The organism is Kutzneria buriramensis, assembly GCF_003387475.1.
In the GTDB taxonomy this organism is placed as follows: Bacteria; Actinomycetota; Actinomycetes; order Mycobacteriales; family Pseudonocardiaceae; genus Kutzneria; species Kutzneria buriramensis.
In genome coordinates this window covers 592,340-609,825 of sequence record NZ_QUNO01000003.1, presented here as the reverse complement: position 1 = coordinate 609,825, position 17,486 = coordinate 592,340, and the positions used below count along the sequence as shown (strand labels likewise).

Genomic DNA, 17,486 nt, shown 5'->3' with positions numbered 1-17,486 from the left:
CGGGGCTGCAAGTTATTGACACCGTGACGCAGAATTGCGGCCAACCTGGCGCAAATTCGGCAGATAGGGTGCCTCCTGATGCTCCTCAGCAGATTACTGCCCGCGCTGACCGCGGCCGGACTGCTCCTCGCGAGCGGTCCGGCCGTCGTCCCGTCCTTCAACAGCCCGTCCTTCAACAGCGCTGTCGGGGCCGACGCCACCAACCTCGCGCTCGGCAAGCCGATCACCGCCTCCTCGGTGATCGGCAACTTCGCCGCGACCAACGCCGACGACGGCGACCCCACCACCTACTGGGAGGCCGCCGGCAACAGCTTCCCCAACACCCTGACCGTCTCGCTCGGCTCCAACGCCGACGTGACGTCGATCGTGCTGCGGCTCAACCCGTCCACCGACTGGGGCGCCCGCACCCAGACCATCGAGGTGCTCGGCCGCGACCAGGACAGTGGCTCCTTCGCCAGCCTCGTCGCCGCGACCCCGTACGTGTTCGACCCGGCGACCGGCAACACCGTGACCATCCCGGTGACCGCCCGCGTCGCGGACGTGCAGCTGAGGATCACCTCCAACACCGGCTCCGGCGGCGGCCAGATCGCCGAGTTCGGCGTGTTCGGCACCCCGTCGCCCAACCCCGACCTGACGATCACCGACGCCGCCTGGACGCCCGGCGCGCCCACCGAGACCGACGACGTGCATGCCAGCGCCACCGTGCGCAACGTCGGGCAGCTCGCCACCAGCGCCACCACCAACGTCACCTTCTACCTGGGCGACACCAAGGTCGGCACGACCCAGGTCGGCCCGCTGGCGATCGACGCCTCGGCGACGGTCGCGGCGGACATCGGCCGGCACGACGCCGGCTCGTACCGGCTGACCGCCAAGGTCGACGAGGCCAACCGGATCATCGAGAAGGACGAGACCAACAACGCCTTCACCGACCCGACGCCGCTGGTCGTCGCCCCGGTCGCCAGCGCGGACCTGGTCGCCACGGTCAGCCCGACGCCGGACGAACCGGCCGCCGGCGACACGGTGAACTTCGTTGCCACCCTGAAGAACCAGGGCACGCGCGCGTCGGCCGTGGCCCACACGATCAAGACCACCATCACCGACGCCAACACCGGCCGGTTTCAGACGGTGCTGATCGGCGTGCACATCGGCACCCTCGCGCCGGGCGCGTCGGCAACGGTCCAGCTCGGCAAGTGGTGGGCCGCAGCCGACGGCCGTTACACCGTGAAGACCGAACTCTCCAACGACGCCAACGAGGTCGCCATCAAGCGGGCCAACAACGTCAGCAGCCAGGACCTGTACGTGGGGCGCGGCGCGGCGATGCCGTATCGCACGTACGAGGCGGAGAACGGCGTCCTGCGCGGCGGCGCCGCGATCGTCGGGCCCAGCCGAACCATCGGTGACCTGGCCGGCGAGGCCTCCGGCCGCGAGGCCGTCACCCTCAACCAGACCGGCGCCTCGGTCGAGTTCACCACCCACGAGCCGACCAACACCCTCGTCACCCGGTTCTCCGTCCCCGACGGTAATCCATCCACTCTGGACGTCTACGTGAACGGCCGCTTCCTCAAGCCGATCACCCTGAACCCCAAGTACGCCTGGCTCTACGGCCCCGAGGCGTCGCCCAGCAACGAGCCGACCGCCGGCCCGCCGCGCCACATCTACGACGAGGCGAACCTCCTGCTCGGCGCCACCGTGCCGGCCGGCAGCCGGATCCGGTTGCAGAAGGACGCCGCCAATACCGGCACCTTCACCATCGACTTCGTCAGCCTGGAGCAGGCCACCCCGATCGCCAACCCGGATCCCGCGCACTACGTCACGCCCGCCGGCTTCACCCAGCAGGACGTGCAGGCCGCGTTGGACAAGGTGCGTACCGACATCACCGGCGCCTACACCGGCGTCTACCTGCCGGCCGGCGACTACCAGACCACCGACAAGCTCACCGTCACCGGCACCGCCGTGAAGATCGTCGGCGCCGGCCCGTGGTTCACCCGGTTCATAGCCCCGCAGGACAGGACGAACGTCGACGTCGGCTTCCGGATCGACGGCTCCGCCAACGGTTCCACCTTTGCGGGCCTGTCCTTCTTCGGTGACTACGACACCCGCCTGGACGGTCAGGGCCGTGTCTTCGACCTCGCCAACGTGTCCAACCTGACCATCGACAACGTGTGGGTCGAGCACTCCGTGGTCATGGTGTGGGGCACAAATGTGCACAACGTGACGGTGTCCAACTCGCGGGCCCGGGACCTGATGGCCGACGGCGTCAACATGACCAACGGCAGCACCGGCAACCACGTGGTCAACGACGAGGCGCGCAGCACCGGCGACGACAGCTTCGCGCTCTGGGCCGCCACCGACCTGCACAACGGCGACCAGCGCGACAACCTGTTCGAGCACCTCACCGCGCTGACCCCGTGGCGGGCCGCCGGCGTCGCGGTCTACGGCGGCCAGGCCAACGCGTTCCAGGACGTCAAGGTCGCCGACACGCTCGCCGGCAGCGGCGTGACGATCAGCTCGCTGAACTTCGGCGTCACCCTGCGGGACTTCGGCCCGGACACGACCTCGCTGCACAACTTCGAGATCGTGCGGGCCGGCGGGCACTTCTGGGGCGCTCAGACGTTCCCGGCGATCTGGGTGTTCTCCGCCACCAACGCGTTCCGGGCGATCCATGTGTCCGATGTGGACATCGTGGATCCGACCTACAGCGGCATCATGTTCCAGACCGACTACATCAACGGCCAGCCGGCGTTCCCGATCACGGACACGGAATTCGACCACGTGTCCATCAGCGGCGCGCAGCTGTCCGGCGACGCGTTCCAGGCGAAGTCCGGATTCGGCCTGTGGGCCAACGAGTTGCCGGAACCCGGTCAGGGGCCGGCGGTCGGCTCGGCCACCTTCCACGACCTCCGGCTGTGCGACAACCACCAGGACGTCAAGAACACGACGTCCACCTTCACCATCACCGTCAAGTGACGCCTCGTGGGCGCCGGCGCGAGCCGGCGCCCACGTCAGGCCTTGCCTGGCAACCGAATCGTGACGATGAGACCGCCGGCGGGTCGGGGCGTGAGATCCAGGACTCCGTCGTGGGCCTGCACGATGCTGTGCACGATGGCCAGCCCGAGTCCGACGCCGGCATGCTCGTCGGTGCGGACGCGATCCGTGCCGCGTCGGAACGGTTCGGTGAGCGTCGGCACCAACTCCGGCGCGAGCGGCTGCCCAGTGTTCTCCACCCGCAACACGCTCCGCCCGCGCACCGATTCCGTGTGGACGGTGACCGTGCCGTCGACGGGCAGGTTGTGCACGATGGCGTTCTGCACGAGATTCGTCACCATGCGCAGGATGAGCGGCCCGGAGCCGACGGTCTGCGTCGGCTCGCCGGTGACGTCGAGCGTGATCCGGCGCTGTTCGGCAAGGGGGAGCAGCGTCTCGGCGGCCTCCTCGGCGACGAGCGAGAGGTCGACCGGTTCACGGGTGAAGACGCCGCGATCGGCGCGGCTGAGAAGCAGCAGGGCCTCGGTGAGGTCGATCGACCGCGTGTTGACGGTGTGCAGCCGTTCCAGGAGCTCGCCCTGATCCCGGCTGGGATCGCTGCGGGCGACATCCAGCAGCGTCTGGGAGATCGCCAGCGGCGTGCGCAGCTCGTGCGAGGCGTTCGCGGCGAACCGCCGCTGCTCGGCGACGTGGGACTCCAGCTGTTCCAACATGGTGTCGAAGACGTCGGCGAGTTCACGGAACTCGTCGTGGCGGTCGGTCAGCCGGATCCGGTGGGACAGCGAGCCGTTCGAGGCCAGCCGCGCCGCGTCGGCGATCCGCCGCAGCGGCGAGAGCATCCGGCCGGCGAGCAACCAGCCGCCCACGAGACCGAACACGAGCAGGAAGGCCAGCGCCACCCCCGCGGCCCGGCCGAAGATGCGCGACAGCAGGTAGCGGTTGGGGGAGGTGAAGAGCAGGCCCTGGGGGCTGTCGGGCACGTAACGCAGCAGGAACAGCCACACCACGGCCAGCATGACGGCCCCGGCCACCATGAGGAACCCGGCGTAGCTCAGGGTCAGCTTCAGCCGGGCGCTGAACCGGGGACGCCTAGGCATCGGCGCCGGCGTCGATCCGGTAGCCGACACCGGCCACGGTCGCGATGATCCACGGCTGGCCGAGGCGCTTGCGCAGCGCCGAGACGGTGATGCGCACGGCGTTGGTGAACGGGTCGGCGTTCTCGTCCCACGCCCGCTCCAGCAGCTCCTCGGCGCTGACGACACCGCCCTCGGCGGCGACGAGGACCTCCAGCACCGCGAACTGCTTACGGGTCAGCGCGACGAAGCGGCCGTCGCGGAACACCTCCCGCCGGAACGGATCCACCCGCAGGCCCGCGATCTCCCGCACGGGCGGCCGGGCGTGCGCGCGCCGACGGTCCAGCGCCCGCAGCCGCATGACCAGCTCCCGCAGCTCGAACGGCTTGGTGAGGTAGTCGTCGGCCCCGAGCTCGAAGCCCGACGCCTTGTCGTCGATCCGGTCGGCCGCGGTGAGCATGAGGATGGGCATGCCGCTGCCGGAGGCGACGATCTCCCGGGCGATCTCGTCGCCGGACGGGCCGGGAATGTCCCGGTCGAGCACCGCGAGGTCGTAGGAGTTGACGCGCAGCAGCTCCAGCGCGGTGTCGCCGTCGCCGGCGATGTCCGCGGCGATCGCCTCCAGCCGGAGGCCGTCACGGACGGCTTCGGCCAGATAGGACTCGTCCTCCACGATCAGCACCCGCATGCAAGCAGCCTAGGCAGCGGGACATATCGCCGTCATATGCGCGCTACCCCTGGTAGCAGTGCCCGTTCGAGTAGAGGTCGCCCGGCGACACCGGCAGTCCCGCCGGCGGGTTCAGCTGGTACGGCCGCGATCCGTTGCGGGTCAGCGAGTTCTCGCAGCGCACGATGCCCCGGTCGGTGGCCGCGCCCGTCCACAGGTCGATGTGCGGGCCGCTGCAGTCCGCACAGGTGTCCTCGAGGATGAAGTACCGCTGCACGTCCGGCACGTAGATCTTGGTTCCGGGCGCGAACCGGCCCTGCTGCGCGGCGAAGGTGATCGGGTCGGCGAAGGTGCCGGTGCCGCCGGCCTGGCCGTGCATGACGTTGGGGAACGCGATCTGCCGGCTGCCGGGCGGGTCGTTGTCCGCGGCCCCGTAGAAGGTGATCGGGCCGGACGCGTTCGGGCTCGGCTGCCGCGCCGGCGGCTGTTGGGCCGGCGGGGGAGCAGCAGGCGGCGGGGTGGTGCTCGTCGACGGCTTGCCGGCGGTCGTCGGCGCCGTGCTGGACGTGGTCCTGGTGGCCGCCGCGGTGGTGGTCGTCGTAGCGCCGGACGACGTCGTGACGTACGTGGCGCCGCCGATGATCGGCGGGCCGGCCGCGCCGGCGACGGAGACGCCCGCGACCTGGCTCGGCGAGGAGACCAGCCAGGCCACGGCCCCGAGGACGAGCAGGGCGACGGCAGCCGCCGCCCCAACGATAAATCTCGACCGCATAAGTAAAGGTCCTTGACGTTCAATGACAGTGACCGGAACCTATCGGCGGTTCGACCGTCGTCAAGGGGCTGAATGCGCCAGTGCCGCTAGTCCCAGTCGACGGCGATCCCGGCCAGTCCCCGGCCCACCCGCGAGAAGTACGCGCTGGCCACGCCGCCGATGCCGCACACCAGATCCTCGGACTGGGTGGGCTCGGCGTCGTCGCGCAGCCGGAAGTAGCTGGTGCAGCGGGCCGGCATCGCCTTGCGGTGGAACGCGATCTGCAACAGGTACTCGCCGGAGGGCTCGCGGAAGGTGCGGTTGCTGCCCGGCGTCGGCCCCACCGGCTCGTCGTGCAGGCTGAAGCAGAACACGTGCCGCTCGCCCTCGGTGAGCCGGCGGTCGAACAGCAGCTCCACCACCATCGTCGAGGACTCCACGTGCCGGCGGATCCGGCCGGTGCGGCAGCCCTCCGCGGTGCGCACCAGGCACTTGTCCACCGAGCTGCCGTCGTCGGCGTGGTACATGGCGATGTAGCGATCCGGGCCGGCGCCGTTGGCCTGTACCACCATCCGGGTCGTCACCCCGCGCTGGGACCGGCGCTGGTCGACGGTGATCATGTCGTGCACCGACAGCACCTGGAGCTCGGCGTTGCAGCGGGCGGCCGTCGGATCCACGTCCAGCTCGCTCAGCAGCGCGTCCGAGCCCGACCACAGCGAGCCGAACTCCACGAAGGACCCGACCGGCTGGCGGTCGGCCGCCGGGCGGGTGCGCGGGCCGACCAGCACCACCAGCGAGTCCGGCGGCAGTGTGAGGACGCGCTCCAGCGCCCGTAACGCCGACAGCGCGCGCGGCACCTCGGGGTGGCGCAGGCCGCGCTGCCAGTAGCTGAGCGTGGACTGGCCGACGTGAACGCCCATTCGGTCCAGGTGGGCGCCGAGGCGGGCCAGCGACAGGCCGCGGTGGGCGATGGCGGTGCGCAGGGCGTGCGGGAAGGGGCCGTAACGCAGGGCCTCGACGAGAGTCGCGTCGAGTTCCGGTGCTGAGGGTGTCGAGTCGGTGCTCATCCGTCCCGGGGCGTTCGCAGGGTGTGAACGGCGTGTGAATGTTCACGGTAGGTGGCCGACGGGCATGGCGGAAGGCCCGGATGGGCGGGGAACGCTCCGCCCGACTGCCGGACACTCTTGTCCGCTGTCGTGACGTCACGTACAGTCATCGGGGCCGCTGGTCGCGGTGCCCTGCACCCCGCGACCGGCGCGCCATCGAACTCCGTACCCGCCAGGAGGTCGAGACCCGTGCTCGCACTACCCGCCGCCGCCCTCGCCGCGGCGCTGGCCGCCGCGCCGGCCGTGTCGGCGGCCGACCACGCCACCCGGCCGTACCAACAATCCCTCGAAGGGCGGAAGGGTGCTGCCGCCCCGCCGTCGTCGGTGACACAGAGATACGTGCTGACCCTGCCCGGATCGCCACGGCAGGTCACGGCCCGGCCCGCGAGCTACGCCGGCCGCGACGATCCCGCGCCCACGGGCGAACCCGTGCCGCCCAGCCCCGGCATGATCGTGCTGGTGGCGGTGTTGGCGCTGGTCGGGGCCGGTGCCATGCTGGTCGCGCCGCGGTGGCTGCGGGGCCGCTGAGGGCCCGTCCGGCCCACCCCGCGCGGGGGCGGCCGCTACCCCTAGTGGATGATCGTAAGAAGCGCCACCGGTTCAGGCGGCCCGACCGGCTAGTGGACAAGCCTCGCGGATCGTATCCTGGTTGGTGACGCCCCAAAGTGGGCGTCCGCCGGGTTCGGCGGCAACCGTGACCCTGGCGCCCGCGACCCCACTGTGCCGGAGGAGGAGTCATGCCACTCTCCGAGCACGAGCAGCGACTGCTCGACCAGATCGAGCGTGCGCTCTACGCTGAGGACCCGAAGTTCGCCTCCACTGTGCGTGGTGCTCGTCTCCGCCGGCCGTCCCGACGGCGCAGGCTGTACGGCATCGTCGCCTTCCTTGTTGGTGTGGCTTTGCTCGTATTCGGTGTGATCGTGCCGCTCAAGCTCGCCAGCATCCCGATTGTCAGCGTGCTCGGCTTCCTGGTCATGTTCGTCGGTGCTCTGCTGACGCTGACAACACTGACCAAGGGCGGTTCCTCCGCCGAGGGCTCCGCCGCCGGCGGAACCCCGCACCGCTCCGGCTTCGCCCAGCGCATGGAAGACCGCTTCCGCAAGCGCTTCGAAGAGGAGTGACTCCCTAACCCCCGACACCCACCCGCTACAAGGGCTCCCTCCCCGAGGGAGCCCTTAGCGCGTTCTGGGGCGCAGGGTGCGGGTTGCCTGAAGCCACCGGTGAGTGCCCTACCGACCGCGCCCCACCGGCGACCCGTCTAAAGCCCCGGTGAGTGGTGTACCAACATGGTGACCACCCTTCCCGCGAGTCGCGTTCTCGTGCCAGCGAGTCCCGTCCTCGGGCCAACAGCGAAACGCACCACGCCGGAAATGGCCCGAGGGCGGGACTCGCTTGCGTCACGAGAACGCGACTCGCGCGTCGGCAACCACCACATCCGAAAAGCCCCGGCCCCACCCACCCGCACCCGCACCTACCCCAAACCAACATTCGCCCTGCCTGAGAGCGCGACTCGCCGGGGTCAGCTCACCGCCGTGGAACCACCGACCGAGGCAGCACCTTCGCCCCGAACGCCAACGGCGCCGTCCGGTGCAGGCTGGCCCGCAGCTCCTCCACCGCCGCCACCAGCTTGGGATCCGGCGTCTCCCGCCCGCCGTACCAGGCCCCCTCCACAGCGGTGATCACCTGCCGCAGGGCCTCCCGCCCGGCCTCGTCCAGCTCATGGTCCCGAGCCAGCCGCCGTCCCGCCGCCCGGATGGTCTCCGTGGGCGACACCGCCGACCCCCGGTCCATGGACTCCGCCAGCACCTCTTCCCACGCCGCACTCGCCGCCGACGCCCCCAGCAGCGCGATCTCGTGCAACCGAGTCCGCCGCCGCCAGGCCCGTATCCCCGCCGGCGCGGCACACACCGCCACCACTATCAGGAACCCGCTCAGCCACCACGACAGGTACGACGCCAGCAGCACCGCCACCACGCCCCACCCGACCACCGCCACCGGCGCCAACCGAACCGGCAACTGCCGGAGACGCACCAGCACCGTCAGAGCCAGCGCGATCAGCAGCACCAGCGCGGTCACCCAGATGGGCGGCGCCGTCGGATTCAAGATCGACCCGTCCCCACCCGACTGCGCGTTCACCGGGGCCGCCACGGACGGCGCGGTCGACTCCGGCTTGACGGTGCTGGTCGGCCCGGTCGAGTTCTTGGCGCTGGGCAGCGAGTTGGGGTCGCCGGACGTGCTGGTGTCGGACATGTACGGCGGCGGCACGACCCGGGTGCCGGCCGGCGTCGGGTCGAAGGTCATCCAGCCGTAGTCCGGGAAGTCGATCTCCACCCAGGCGTGCGCGTCCCCGCCGGTGATGGTCTTGACGTTGGGGTCGCCGTTGTACGGCACGCCCGGCGTGAAGCCGATCGCCACCCGGGTCGGGATGCCCATCGACCGGGTCATCGCGGCCAGCGCGGACGCGTACTGCTCGCAGAACCCGGTCTTGGTGTTGAACAGGAAGTCGTCCAGCCGTGGCGCCTTGTCGTCCTGCACCGGCGCGTCCAGGCTGTACTTGAAGCCGTTGGCCCCGCTGTTCAGGTACGTGGTCAGCGCCCGCACCTTGTCGAAGGTCGACTCCATGCCGCCGGTCAGCTGATTGATCAGGTTCTTGACCCGCGGGCTCACCACGATCTGCTGCCGGTACCGCTGGTCCACATGGGACTCGTCGACGATGCCCTCGGCCCGCAGCTGGTCGGCGGTCGGCACGGACAGCCGGGCCTGCTCGACGTAGCTGCCGAACTGCTGCGCCCCGGGCGCCCAGACGGTCTGCGCGGTCGGGTCCCAGCGCCACTCCGAGCCCAGCCCGTTGATCGCCGACGGCTCGCCGTAGACCGGCGCCCACTGGTCGTCGAACTGGTTGGGCTGGATGGACACCGACGTGACCGGCCCGGAGCCCTGCACCAGCTCGTGCGCGCCGAGCTGGTCGCCGCCGATGATCGGGGCGCCGACCTGCCAGCCGTCGTTCTCCACGAACTTGTCCAGCGTGACCAGCCGCAGGTACTGCTCGGACTTGAGCCCGGTGACGCGGAAGAACTCCACGTTGACCTGGCCGGTGAGCAACCCCTGGAGCTTGGTGTACGGCTTGAGCCCGAACGGGCCGCCGCCCGTGCCGCTGTCCCCGCCGCCGGGCAGCCGGCCGACGGTGCCGATGACGGTGAAGGTGGCCCCGACGAACAGCGCCAGCACGAGCGACACCAGCACCACGGCGCTGGCCTCGTGGCTGGGGGCGCCCTGGCTGTAGCCGGGCAGCCCGGTCCGCCGGCCGCGCCACGCCTTGTGCTTGGCCCGGCCGTCCACGGTGAGCAGCACGGCGAACGCGGACGCGCCCAGCACGAAGCTCCACCACGGCAGCATCTCGTCGGCCAGCGACGCCGGCACCGCGTACACGCACAGCAGCACCAGACCGGACGCGGCGGGCGCCTCCGCCTCGACCGCGAGCAGGTCCACGACGACGGCGACCATGCCGATGGCCACCACGATCAGGCACAGGATCGGCTGGTCGGCCGGCACCGGCGGCACCTCGGTCTGCACCGCGCCGAAGGACCGGCCGAGCACGTCGAGCAGGTCGCCCAGCGCGGCCGGGCCGGGCAGCACGAGCAGGATCCCGTTGGTGCTGAAGGACATCGTCAGCAGGCACAGCAGCGCGAACAGCTCGCCCAGCGCCACCAGGGGCGGCGGCGTGCGCATCGAGCGCAGCAACATGCCGGTGCCGACCACCAGGCCGATGGCGATCACCAGGTAGAACAGCCACAGCGTGCCCTGCACGATGCCGGACAGCGCCGTCGCCGCGCACAGCACGGCGAAGCCGGCGGCGATCGGAGTGGTCGGCAGCGTCCACGCCGGATCGGCCGGGGGCGGCGGCTGCGGGCGGGTCCGGTGCCGCGGCGGCTGCACGTCCGTCATGGCCATCAGGCGATTCCCCCTTCGGTGACGGTGATCGCGCCGCCGCGAGTCCCCGCCTGGCACAGCTCCGACCACACCACGCCCATCGCCATCTCCGGACGCGCGATCACCACGCCCCAGCCGGAGCCGCGCAGCAGTCGCGCCGCGTCCTCAAGCTCGGTGGCGGCGGCGCCGTCCTGTCCGGGCGCCCACGCCGACACGTCCAGCAGCACGGCGAGGCTGCGGGTGACGCGCGGCCGGTGCCGCATGAGCTCGGTGGCGGCCACCGGGTTGGTGGCGCCGAGGATGGCAATGAGCTCCTGCCCGTTGCCGGGGTCGCCGCCGCACACCAGGTCGCGCTGGTGCGACGGGTGCAACGCGGCGAGCGGGTCCAGCACCAGCACGTCGCTGTGGCCGACGTCGTTGACGCCGCCCGCGAGCACCTTGCCGTCCTCCATGACGAGCCGCACCTGGTGGCCGTGGCGGTGCAGGTGCAGGCAGACGCTGGCGGTCATCGAGATGGCCCACTCCAGGCTGCTGGTCGGGCCGGTGCCACGGTGCGCCGCCGAGCGGTGGTCCAGCAGCACGGTCGTGCCGCCGCGCCACGGCTTCTCCTCCAGGCGCACCATCAGCTCGTCGCGGCGCGCCGACGACCGCCAGTGCACCTTGCGCAGGTCGTCGCCGTGGCGGTACTGCCGCACCACGGCGTCGTCCTCGCCCTGCCCCGAGCGCAGCCGGACCGCGCCCTCCTCGCCCGCGCCCATGCCGGCGCCGCTGGGCAGCCCGGTCAGACCGTGCACGCGGGGCACGACCACCAGCCGCGTGCTGCCGGCGAGTTCGCGGTCGAACTCCGCCATGCCGAACGGGTCGGTGATGCGGCCGAGCAGCGGTCCCACGTGCTGCACGCCGCGCAGCACCGGCCGCAGCTGGTAGCGCAGCGGGATCTGGTGGTGTCGCGGCAGGCGCTCCAGCACGAAGCGCGGGCGGCTGCCCAGCGCGTACGGCACGCCGTCCTCCAGCAGCAGGCCGCCCGTGGGCAGCCGGCCGTCGCTGCGGATGTCGATGCGCACCTCGGCGGTGCCGCCGACCGGCACCCGGTCGGGCAGCACGTGCCGCACGGCGGACAGGCCCACGCGGGAGCGGGACGTCAGCACCGCGGCCAGCACGGGCAGCGCCACCACGAACACCGCGATGCGCAGCAGGTCACGTTCGTTGAGCACCAAGGAGCAGACGCCCGCCGCCAGTCCCGCCGCCATCAGGCAGCGTCCGCGGGTCGTCAGTCCGGCGAGCACCTTCATCAACGCCCTTGTCGCAGCCAGCGGCCGTTGGGACCTGTCACGGGTTGGGACACCTGGCCGTTGCCGTGCGGGATGACCACGCGCTGCAACACACCCCGGACCAGGTCGGCGGGGGACCGCCGCGCCGCCAGCGCCTCTGCCGTCAGCACCAGGCGGTGCGCCAGCACCGGCACCGCGACCGCGTGCACGTCGTCCGGCACCACGAACTCGCGGCCGGCCAGCGCCGCCTGCGCCCGCGCGGCGCGCACGAGGTGCAGCGTGGACCGCGGCGAGGCGCCCAGCCGCAGCTCGGGCAGCCGGCGCGTGGCGGAGACCAGCTCGACCGCGTACCGCTTGATCTCCGGCGACAGGTGCACGCTGCGGACCGCGGCCACCAATTCCTTGATCTGGGCGGCGTCCGAGACCGGACGGAGGTCGGTGAGCGGGTCGCGGCCGGCGTGCTCGTCGACCATGGCCAACTCGGCCTGCGGGTCGGGGTAGCCGATGGAGACGCGGCACGTGAAGCGGTCGCGCTGCGCCTCGGGCAGCGCGTACGTGCCCTCCATCTCGATCGGGTTCTGGGTGGCGATCACCATGAACGGCGAGTCCAGCGCGTAGGTCTGCCCGTCGATGGTGACCTGGTGCTCCTCCATGCACTCCAGCAGCGCCGACTGCGTCTTGGGGGAGGCGCGGTTGATCTCGTCGCCGACCACGATGTTGGCGAACACCGGCCCGGGCCGGAACTCGAAGTCGCTGCTGTTGCGGTTGAAGATCGAGACGCCGGTGATGTCGCTGGGCAGCAGGTCGGGGGTGAACTGCACCCGGCTGACCGTGCAGTCGATGGACCGCGCCAGCGCCTTGGCCAGCGAGGTCTTGCCGACGCCCGGCACGTCCTCGACCAGCAGGTGGCCCTCGGCCAGCAGGGTGACCAGCGCTACGCGCACCACTTCGGGCTTGCCGACCAGCACGTGCTCGACATTGGCCGCGATCCGCTGCGCGATGTCGTGCAGCCGCCCGAGCGTCGACGGCGGCTCGGGCAGGCCGGCCGGGCCGGGGGCCTGAGTGGTAGGCGGGGTACTCGACGTCAACTTCGCCCTCCAAAAGCCACCGCGAGGTCCTCGCGTGGCATCAGCGTTCCCAGCAGTGTGTCAAATCGGAGCGAAGCGCCCCAAGGATTCCGGTCAATCCTCCGCCACGGTGCCCCACCCCGTCCCCCACGATGCCCCACCCGGCCGCCCGAAGGGGTGCCGGAGGGGGTCCGAGACGATCACCCGGGGTGTCGCCGGGTGGAGTGAGGCCGATCCCGCCCCACCCCCGCCCCCACCGCGTCTACCTGCGGAAACCGTCGAGAATTTCGATTTCGGCCGGGCCTGTCGCCGTTGACTGTGGCGGAAAGTGGGGTAGTGTGGCGGCCGGTGGGGCGAACGGGGGCCCCATCGCCGGTCCGGTCCCTGCCCGGGGACTTGGTTCGGGTTGGAGGTGGGCGCGCGGTGTTCCTCGGCACGCACACCCCCAAGCTGGACGACAAGGGCCGGCTGACGCTGCCGGCGAAGTTTCGGGACGCGCTCGCAGGGGGTCTCATGGTCACCAAGGGCCAGGACCACTGCCTCTACGTGTTCCCACGCGCGGAGTTCGAGCAGATGGCTCGCAAGGTCGCGGAGGCACCCCTGACCAACGAGGCGGTCCGGGCGTACCAGCGCTACCTGTTCGCGGGCACCGACGAGCAGCGGCCGGACGGCCAGGGGCGCGTCAGCATCGCCCCCGAGCTGCGCCGCTATGCCGGGCTGGCCAAGGACTGCGTGGTGATCGGCGCGATCACCCGCCTGGAGATCTGGGACGCGCAGGCCTGGCAGCGCTACCTGGACGAACACGAGGACGACTACGCGCAGGCCCGGGAGGAGGTGCTGCCCGGACTGTTCTGAGACAGGGGTCATGACCGACCCGGGTGCCGTTTGGCCTCGGTCCGCTCGGCTATCGGCCCTGGCGCACCTTCCCCGGCGCCAGGTTCGACGGGCGGGCGGGGACCTGACTGCATCCGAAGCCGGCAAGGCTCGGTTTCCAACCGACGAGAGGGGAGTGAGCGGCAACCGCGTGTGGAAGGGGGTTGGCCGTGACCGACATGTCCGACCAGCCGAGGGCGAAGCACGTGCCCGTCCTGCTCGACCGCATCGTGGAGCTGTTCGCGCCCGCGTTGTCCACGCCGTCCGTCCTGGTGGACTGCACGCTGGGCCTGGGCGGCCACTCGCACGCGCTGCTGTCCGCCTACCCGGAACTCACCGTGATCGGGCTGGACCGCGATCCGGAGGCGCTCTCCCTGGCCGGGCGGCGCCTGGCCGAGTTCGGCGACCGGGTCCGTTACGTCCATGCCGTGTACGACGAGTTGCCGACGGTGTTGGTTCAGCAGGGCATCCCCGAGGTCGACGGCGTGCTGTTCGATCTCGGCGTCTCCTCGCTCCAACTGGACGTGGCCGAGCGGGGCTTCGCCTACTCCCAGGACGCCCCGCTGGACATGCGGATGGACCCGACCACCGGGCAGACCGCCGCCGACGTGCTCAACAGCTACCCGTTCGCCGACCTGGCGCGGATCCTGCGCGAGTACGGCGAGGAGCGGTTCGCCGGCAAGATCGCCAAGGCGATCGTGGCCGAGCGGGCCAAGGAGCCGTTCACCACCAGCCCGCGGCTGGTGCAGCTGCTGCACGACGTCATCCCGGCGGCCAGCAAGCGCACCGGCGGGCACCCGGCCAAGCGCACCTTCCAGGCGCTGCGCATCGAGGTCAACGGCGAGCTGGAGGTGCTGCGGCGGGCGCTGCCGGCGGCGCTGTCCGCGCTCGCGGTCGGCGGCCGCATCGTCGTCGAGTCGTACCACTCGCTGGAGGACCGGATGGTCAAGCGGGCGCTGACGGAGCTGTCCGTCTCGACCAGCCCGCTCGACCTGCCGGTGGAGCTGCCCGGGCACGGCCCGGAGCTGAAGCTGGTCACCCGCGGCGCGGAGCAGGCGGGGGAGCAGGAGATCGCCGACAACCCACGGTCGGCGTCCGTGCGGCTGCGTGCCGCGGAACGGATCCGGAGGGCGTCATGAGCGCACCCGCACCGGTGGGCGCGCCGTCGCCCCGCACCCGCGCCAACCGAAAGGACAGCGGGCGCAGCAGCGAGCGCAAGATCGAGCGGGAGCCGGCCGAGCCCGGCTCGCGGGCCACCCGCGGCCGCACCACCGCCGCGCAGAAGGCCTACGCCCGCAAGGCCAACCGCAAGCAGCGGTGGCCGCAGCGGATGTCGTCCGGGCTGAAGTCGGCCTCGCGCACGCCGTTCGTGCTGCTGGTGATGGGGCTGCTCGCGGCCGGCGTGCTGGCGACGCTGTTCCTGTCCATCTCCGCGGTCTCCGACTCGTACCGGCTCGAGGACGCCAAGAAGAAGACCACCGACCTCACCAGCCGGGTCGAGCAGCTCAAGGCCGACGTGGCCAAGGGCGAGTCGCCGGACGTGCTCTACGACGAGGCCCGCAAGCTCGGCATGGTGCCGGCGCCGGACCCGGCCCGGATCAAGGTCAACCCGGACGGCACGGTCAGCGTCACCGGCAGCCCCGTGCCCGCCACCACGACCACCACCCCGCCGCCCTCGTCCAGCACCAGCGCGCCGCCGCCGTCCTCCGGACAGCAGTCTGGGGGCCAGCCGGCCAACTCCGCCACCACGTCGACCACCGGACAGCCGCCAGCCTCAGGGGGAGGCCACTAGATGCCCGCCAACCGCACCGCCGGCGGACGTCCGGCCACCCGGCCCCGTCCCGTCGCCCGTGGCGGGCCCGCGCCGCGCCCGGCGTCCGGACGCAAGCCGCGCCGCGGCGCGCCCGCCGGCGTCGGCAACCACCCGACCCGGATCGTGCTGAGCCGGGTGCTGATGGTGGCCGTGCTGGTGATCGCCGGCGTGCGGCTGGTGCAGGTGCAGGGCTTCCAGGCCGACGAGCTGTCCGCGGCGGCCGAGCGGCAGCGGCTCACCGAGACCACCCAGCAGGCGCTGCGCGGCCAGATCCTGGACCGCAACGGCACCCAGCTGGCGTTCTCCGTGCAGACGGTGTCGCTGTCGATCAATCCCAAGCAGCTCAAGGCGGACTGGGATTCGCAGACCGCAGTATTCAAGACGTTCAAGCTCGGCGACACCTACGAGCAGTACACGCAGGGCATGGCCGACTTCATCCACCAGCAGCTCGGCGACCAGGCCAAGGCGGCCGACATGCTGGCCAAGATCCGCGACACCGGCACCACGTACGCGCTGCTGGTGCGCGACGCCGACCCGGTGAAGGCCGGCACCATCACCAAGCTGTACACCTCGATCGCGCCCGCCCAGCGGCAGCAGCGGGTGTACCCGGACGGTTCGGTCGCCTCCAACGTCGTCGGCTACGCCAACTGGCGCGAGGACGCCAAGACCCCGCAGGGCCTGATCGGGCTGGAGAACTCGCTCGACGACACCCTCAAGGGCACCAACGGCTCCACCCTGTTCGACAGCGCCAACGGCAACGACGACCTCCAGCTGCCCGGGTCGATCCGGGAGGACCAGCCCGCGGTGCCCGGCTCCAACGTGCAGCTGACGATCGACGCCGACGTGCAGTACCAGGCGCAGAAGATGCTGAACGCGTACAAGGTCGCCACCGGGGCCGCCGACGGCAGCATGGTCGTGATGGACGCGAAGACCGGCGAGGTGTACGCGCTGGCCGTCACCGACGGCTTCGACCCCAACCACTACGGCGACTACAAGCTGGAGCAGCTCGGCGACTCCGCCGTCACCACGCCGTACGAGCCGGGATCGGTGAACAAGGTCGTCACCGCGGCGGGCGCCATCGAGTACGGGGTCGCGCAGCCGGACACCGTCGTCGACGTGCAGCCGTCGTTCAAGATGGCCGACCGCACCGTGACCGACGCGTGGGGCCACGGCGACGTGCAGATGACGCTGGCCGGCGTGATCGGCAAGTCGTCCAACATCGGCACCCTCGAGGTGGCCCAGAAGATCGGGCCGGACCGGTTCGTCGACCTGCTCACCAAGTTCGGGCTCGGGCAGAAGACCGGCATCGGGCTGCCCGGCGAGAGCCCCGGCATGGTGCCGCCGCGCAGCACCTGGTCCGGCTCCACGTTCGCCAACCTGCCCATCGGCCAGGGCCTGTCCATGACCCTGTTGCAGATGACCGGCATGTACCAGGCCATCGCCAACGACGGGCTGCGCGTGCCGCCGCGGATCATCAAGTCCGTCACCAAGGCCGATGGCACCGTGGTGCCGCAGGCCAAGCCAGAGCCGGTGCGGGTGGTCAGCCCGCAGACGGCGAAGACCGTGCGGGACATGATGCGCGCCGTCATGCAGCACGATCCCAAGGACACCAACCAGAACGGCACCGGCTACCCCGCCGATCTGCCCGGCTACCAGCTGTCCGGCAAGACCGGCACCGCGCAGCAGCCCGACCCCGCGCTGGGCGGGCGGTACAGCAGCAGCAAGTACTGGATCACCTTCGCCGGCATCCTGCCCGCCGACAACCCGCGGCTGGTCGTCGGGATCATGATGGACAAGCCGAACTACAGCATCCCCAAGATCGGCTCGTCGGCGGCGCCGCTGTTCCACGACATCGGCTCGTACCTCGTGCAGCACTTCCAGATCCCGATGTCTCCTGGCGAAGCGCCGTTCCAGCAACTCCAGCTCCCGTAACGTGGTCGGCTGACCCAG

The 17,486-nt window shown here is 71.3% G+C and carries 14 protein-coding genes; 7 read left to right on the top strand and 7 right to left on the bottom strand.

Translation table 11 applies throughout. From position 1 onward, the window contains the following. The first annotated feature begins 78 nt into the window (after positions 1-78). Positions 79-2,967 (top strand): CARDB domain-containing protein, encoded by a 2,889-nt coding sequence (locus BCF44_RS11235; RefSeq protein WP_116174106.1) that lies wholly within the window; start codon positions 79-81, stop codon positions 2,965-2,967. Positions 2,968-3,002: 35 nt separating this feature from the next. Here the strand turns inward: BCF44_RS11235 and BCF44_RS11230 are convergent, their stop codons facing one another. The 4 genes from BCF44_RS11230 to BCF44_RS55410 form a co-directional block, all read right to left on the bottom strand. After that, positions 3,003-4,082, bottom strand: coding sequence for a sensor histidine kinase (locus BCF44_RS11230; protein ID WP_116174105.1), 1,080 nt, complete (start codon positions 4,080-4,082; stop codon positions 3,003-3,005). After that, positions 4,075-4,746, bottom strand: a complete 672-nt coding sequence (locus BCF44_RS11225) for a response regulator transcription factor (RefSeq protein ID WP_116174104.1) — start codon at positions 4,744-4,746, stop codon at positions 4,075-4,077. Before BCF44_RS11225 ends, BCF44_RS11230 begins: the two co-directional genes overlap by 8 nt. A 43-nt stretch (positions 4,747-4,789) precedes the next feature. Beyond that, positions 4,790-5,497 (bottom strand): hypothetical protein, encoded by a 708-nt coding sequence (locus BCF44_RS11220; RefSeq protein ID WP_147328463.1) that lies wholly within the window; start codon positions 5,495-5,497, stop codon positions 4,790-4,792. 86 nt (positions 5,498-5,583) lie between these two features. Further along, positions 5,584-6,543: a helix-turn-helix transcriptional regulator gene (locus BCF44_RS55410; protein WP_170217473.1), complete on the bottom strand. Its 960-nt coding sequence runs from the start codon at positions 6,541-6,543 to the stop codon at positions 5,584-5,586. Between the two features lie 228 nt (positions 6,544-6,771). Here BCF44_RS55410 and BCF44_RS11210 point away from each other — a divergent pair, with 228 nt between their 5' ends. Together BCF44_RS11210 and BCF44_RS11205 are read left to right on the top strand one after the other, a co-directional pair. Next, positions 6,772-7,110: a hypothetical protein gene (locus BCF44_RS11210; RefSeq protein WP_116174102.1), complete on the top strand. Its 339-nt coding sequence runs from the start codon at positions 6,772-6,774 to the stop codon at positions 7,108-7,110. A 209-nt stretch (positions 7,111-7,319) separates the two neighbouring features. Next, positions 7,320-7,703: a DUF3040 domain-containing protein gene (locus tag BCF44_RS11205; protein WP_116174101.1), complete on the top strand. Its 384-nt coding sequence runs from the start codon at positions 7,320-7,322 to the stop codon at positions 7,701-7,703. 403 nt (positions 7,704-8,106) lie between these two features. Here BCF44_RS11205 and BCF44_RS11200 read toward each other — a convergent pair whose 3' ends face one another. The 3 genes from BCF44_RS11200 to BCF44_RS11190 are packed head-to-tail and all read right to left on the bottom strand — an operon-like array spanning position 8,107 to position 12,871. Beyond that, positions 8,107-10,527, bottom strand: coding sequence for a transglutaminase TgpA family protein (locus BCF44_RS11200; RefSeq protein ID WP_147328462.1), 2,421 nt, complete (start codon positions 10,525-10,527; stop codon positions 8,107-8,109). Positions 10,528-10,532: 5 nt separating this feature from the next. Then, complete coding sequence (locus tag BCF44_RS11195) at positions 10,533-11,807, bottom strand: DUF58 domain-containing protein (RefSeq protein ID WP_116174099.1); 1,275 nt, start codon at positions 11,805-11,807, stop codon at positions 10,533-10,535. Further along, entirely contained in the window at positions 11,804-12,871 is a 1,068-nt protein-coding gene (locus BCF44_RS11190) for an AAA family ATPase (RefSeq protein ID WP_116174098.1), read from the bottom strand. The genes BCF44_RS11195 and BCF44_RS11190 overlap by 4 nt, the downstream gene beginning before the upstream one ends. Before the next feature lie 402 nt (positions 12,872-13,273). On the opposite strand from BCF44_RS11190, the gene mraZ reads away from it, so the two are divergent. The 4 genes from mraZ (at position 13,274) to BCF44_RS11170 (ending at position 17,468) form a co-directional block, all read left to right on the top strand. After that, on the top strand, positions 13,274-13,705 hold the full coding sequence (gene mraZ, locus BCF44_RS11185) for a division/cell wall cluster transcriptional repressor MraZ (RefSeq protein ID WP_116174097.1): 432 nt from the start codon (positions 13,274-13,276) through the stop codon (positions 13,703-13,705). A 197-nt stretch (positions 13,706-13,902) separates the two neighbouring features. After that, complete coding sequence (rsmH, locus tag BCF44_RS11180) at positions 13,903-14,862, top strand: 16S rRNA (cytosine(1402)-N(4))-methyltransferase RsmH (RefSeq protein WP_116174311.1); 960 nt, start codon at positions 13,903-13,905, stop codon at positions 14,860-14,862. Beyond that, a complete protein-coding gene (ftsL, locus tag BCF44_RS11175) occupies positions 14,859-15,515 on the top strand; it encodes a cell division protein FtsL (RefSeq protein ID WP_147328461.1) in 657 nt (218 codons plus the stop codon). Before rsmH ends, ftsL begins: the two co-directional genes overlap by 4 nt. Then, positions 15,516-17,468, top strand: coding sequence for a peptidoglycan D,D-transpeptidase FtsI family protein (locus BCF44_RS11170; RefSeq protein WP_116174095.1), 1,953 nt, complete (start codon positions 15,516-15,518; stop codon positions 17,466-17,468). The last annotated feature ends 18 nt before the right edge of the window (positions 17,469-17,486 follow it).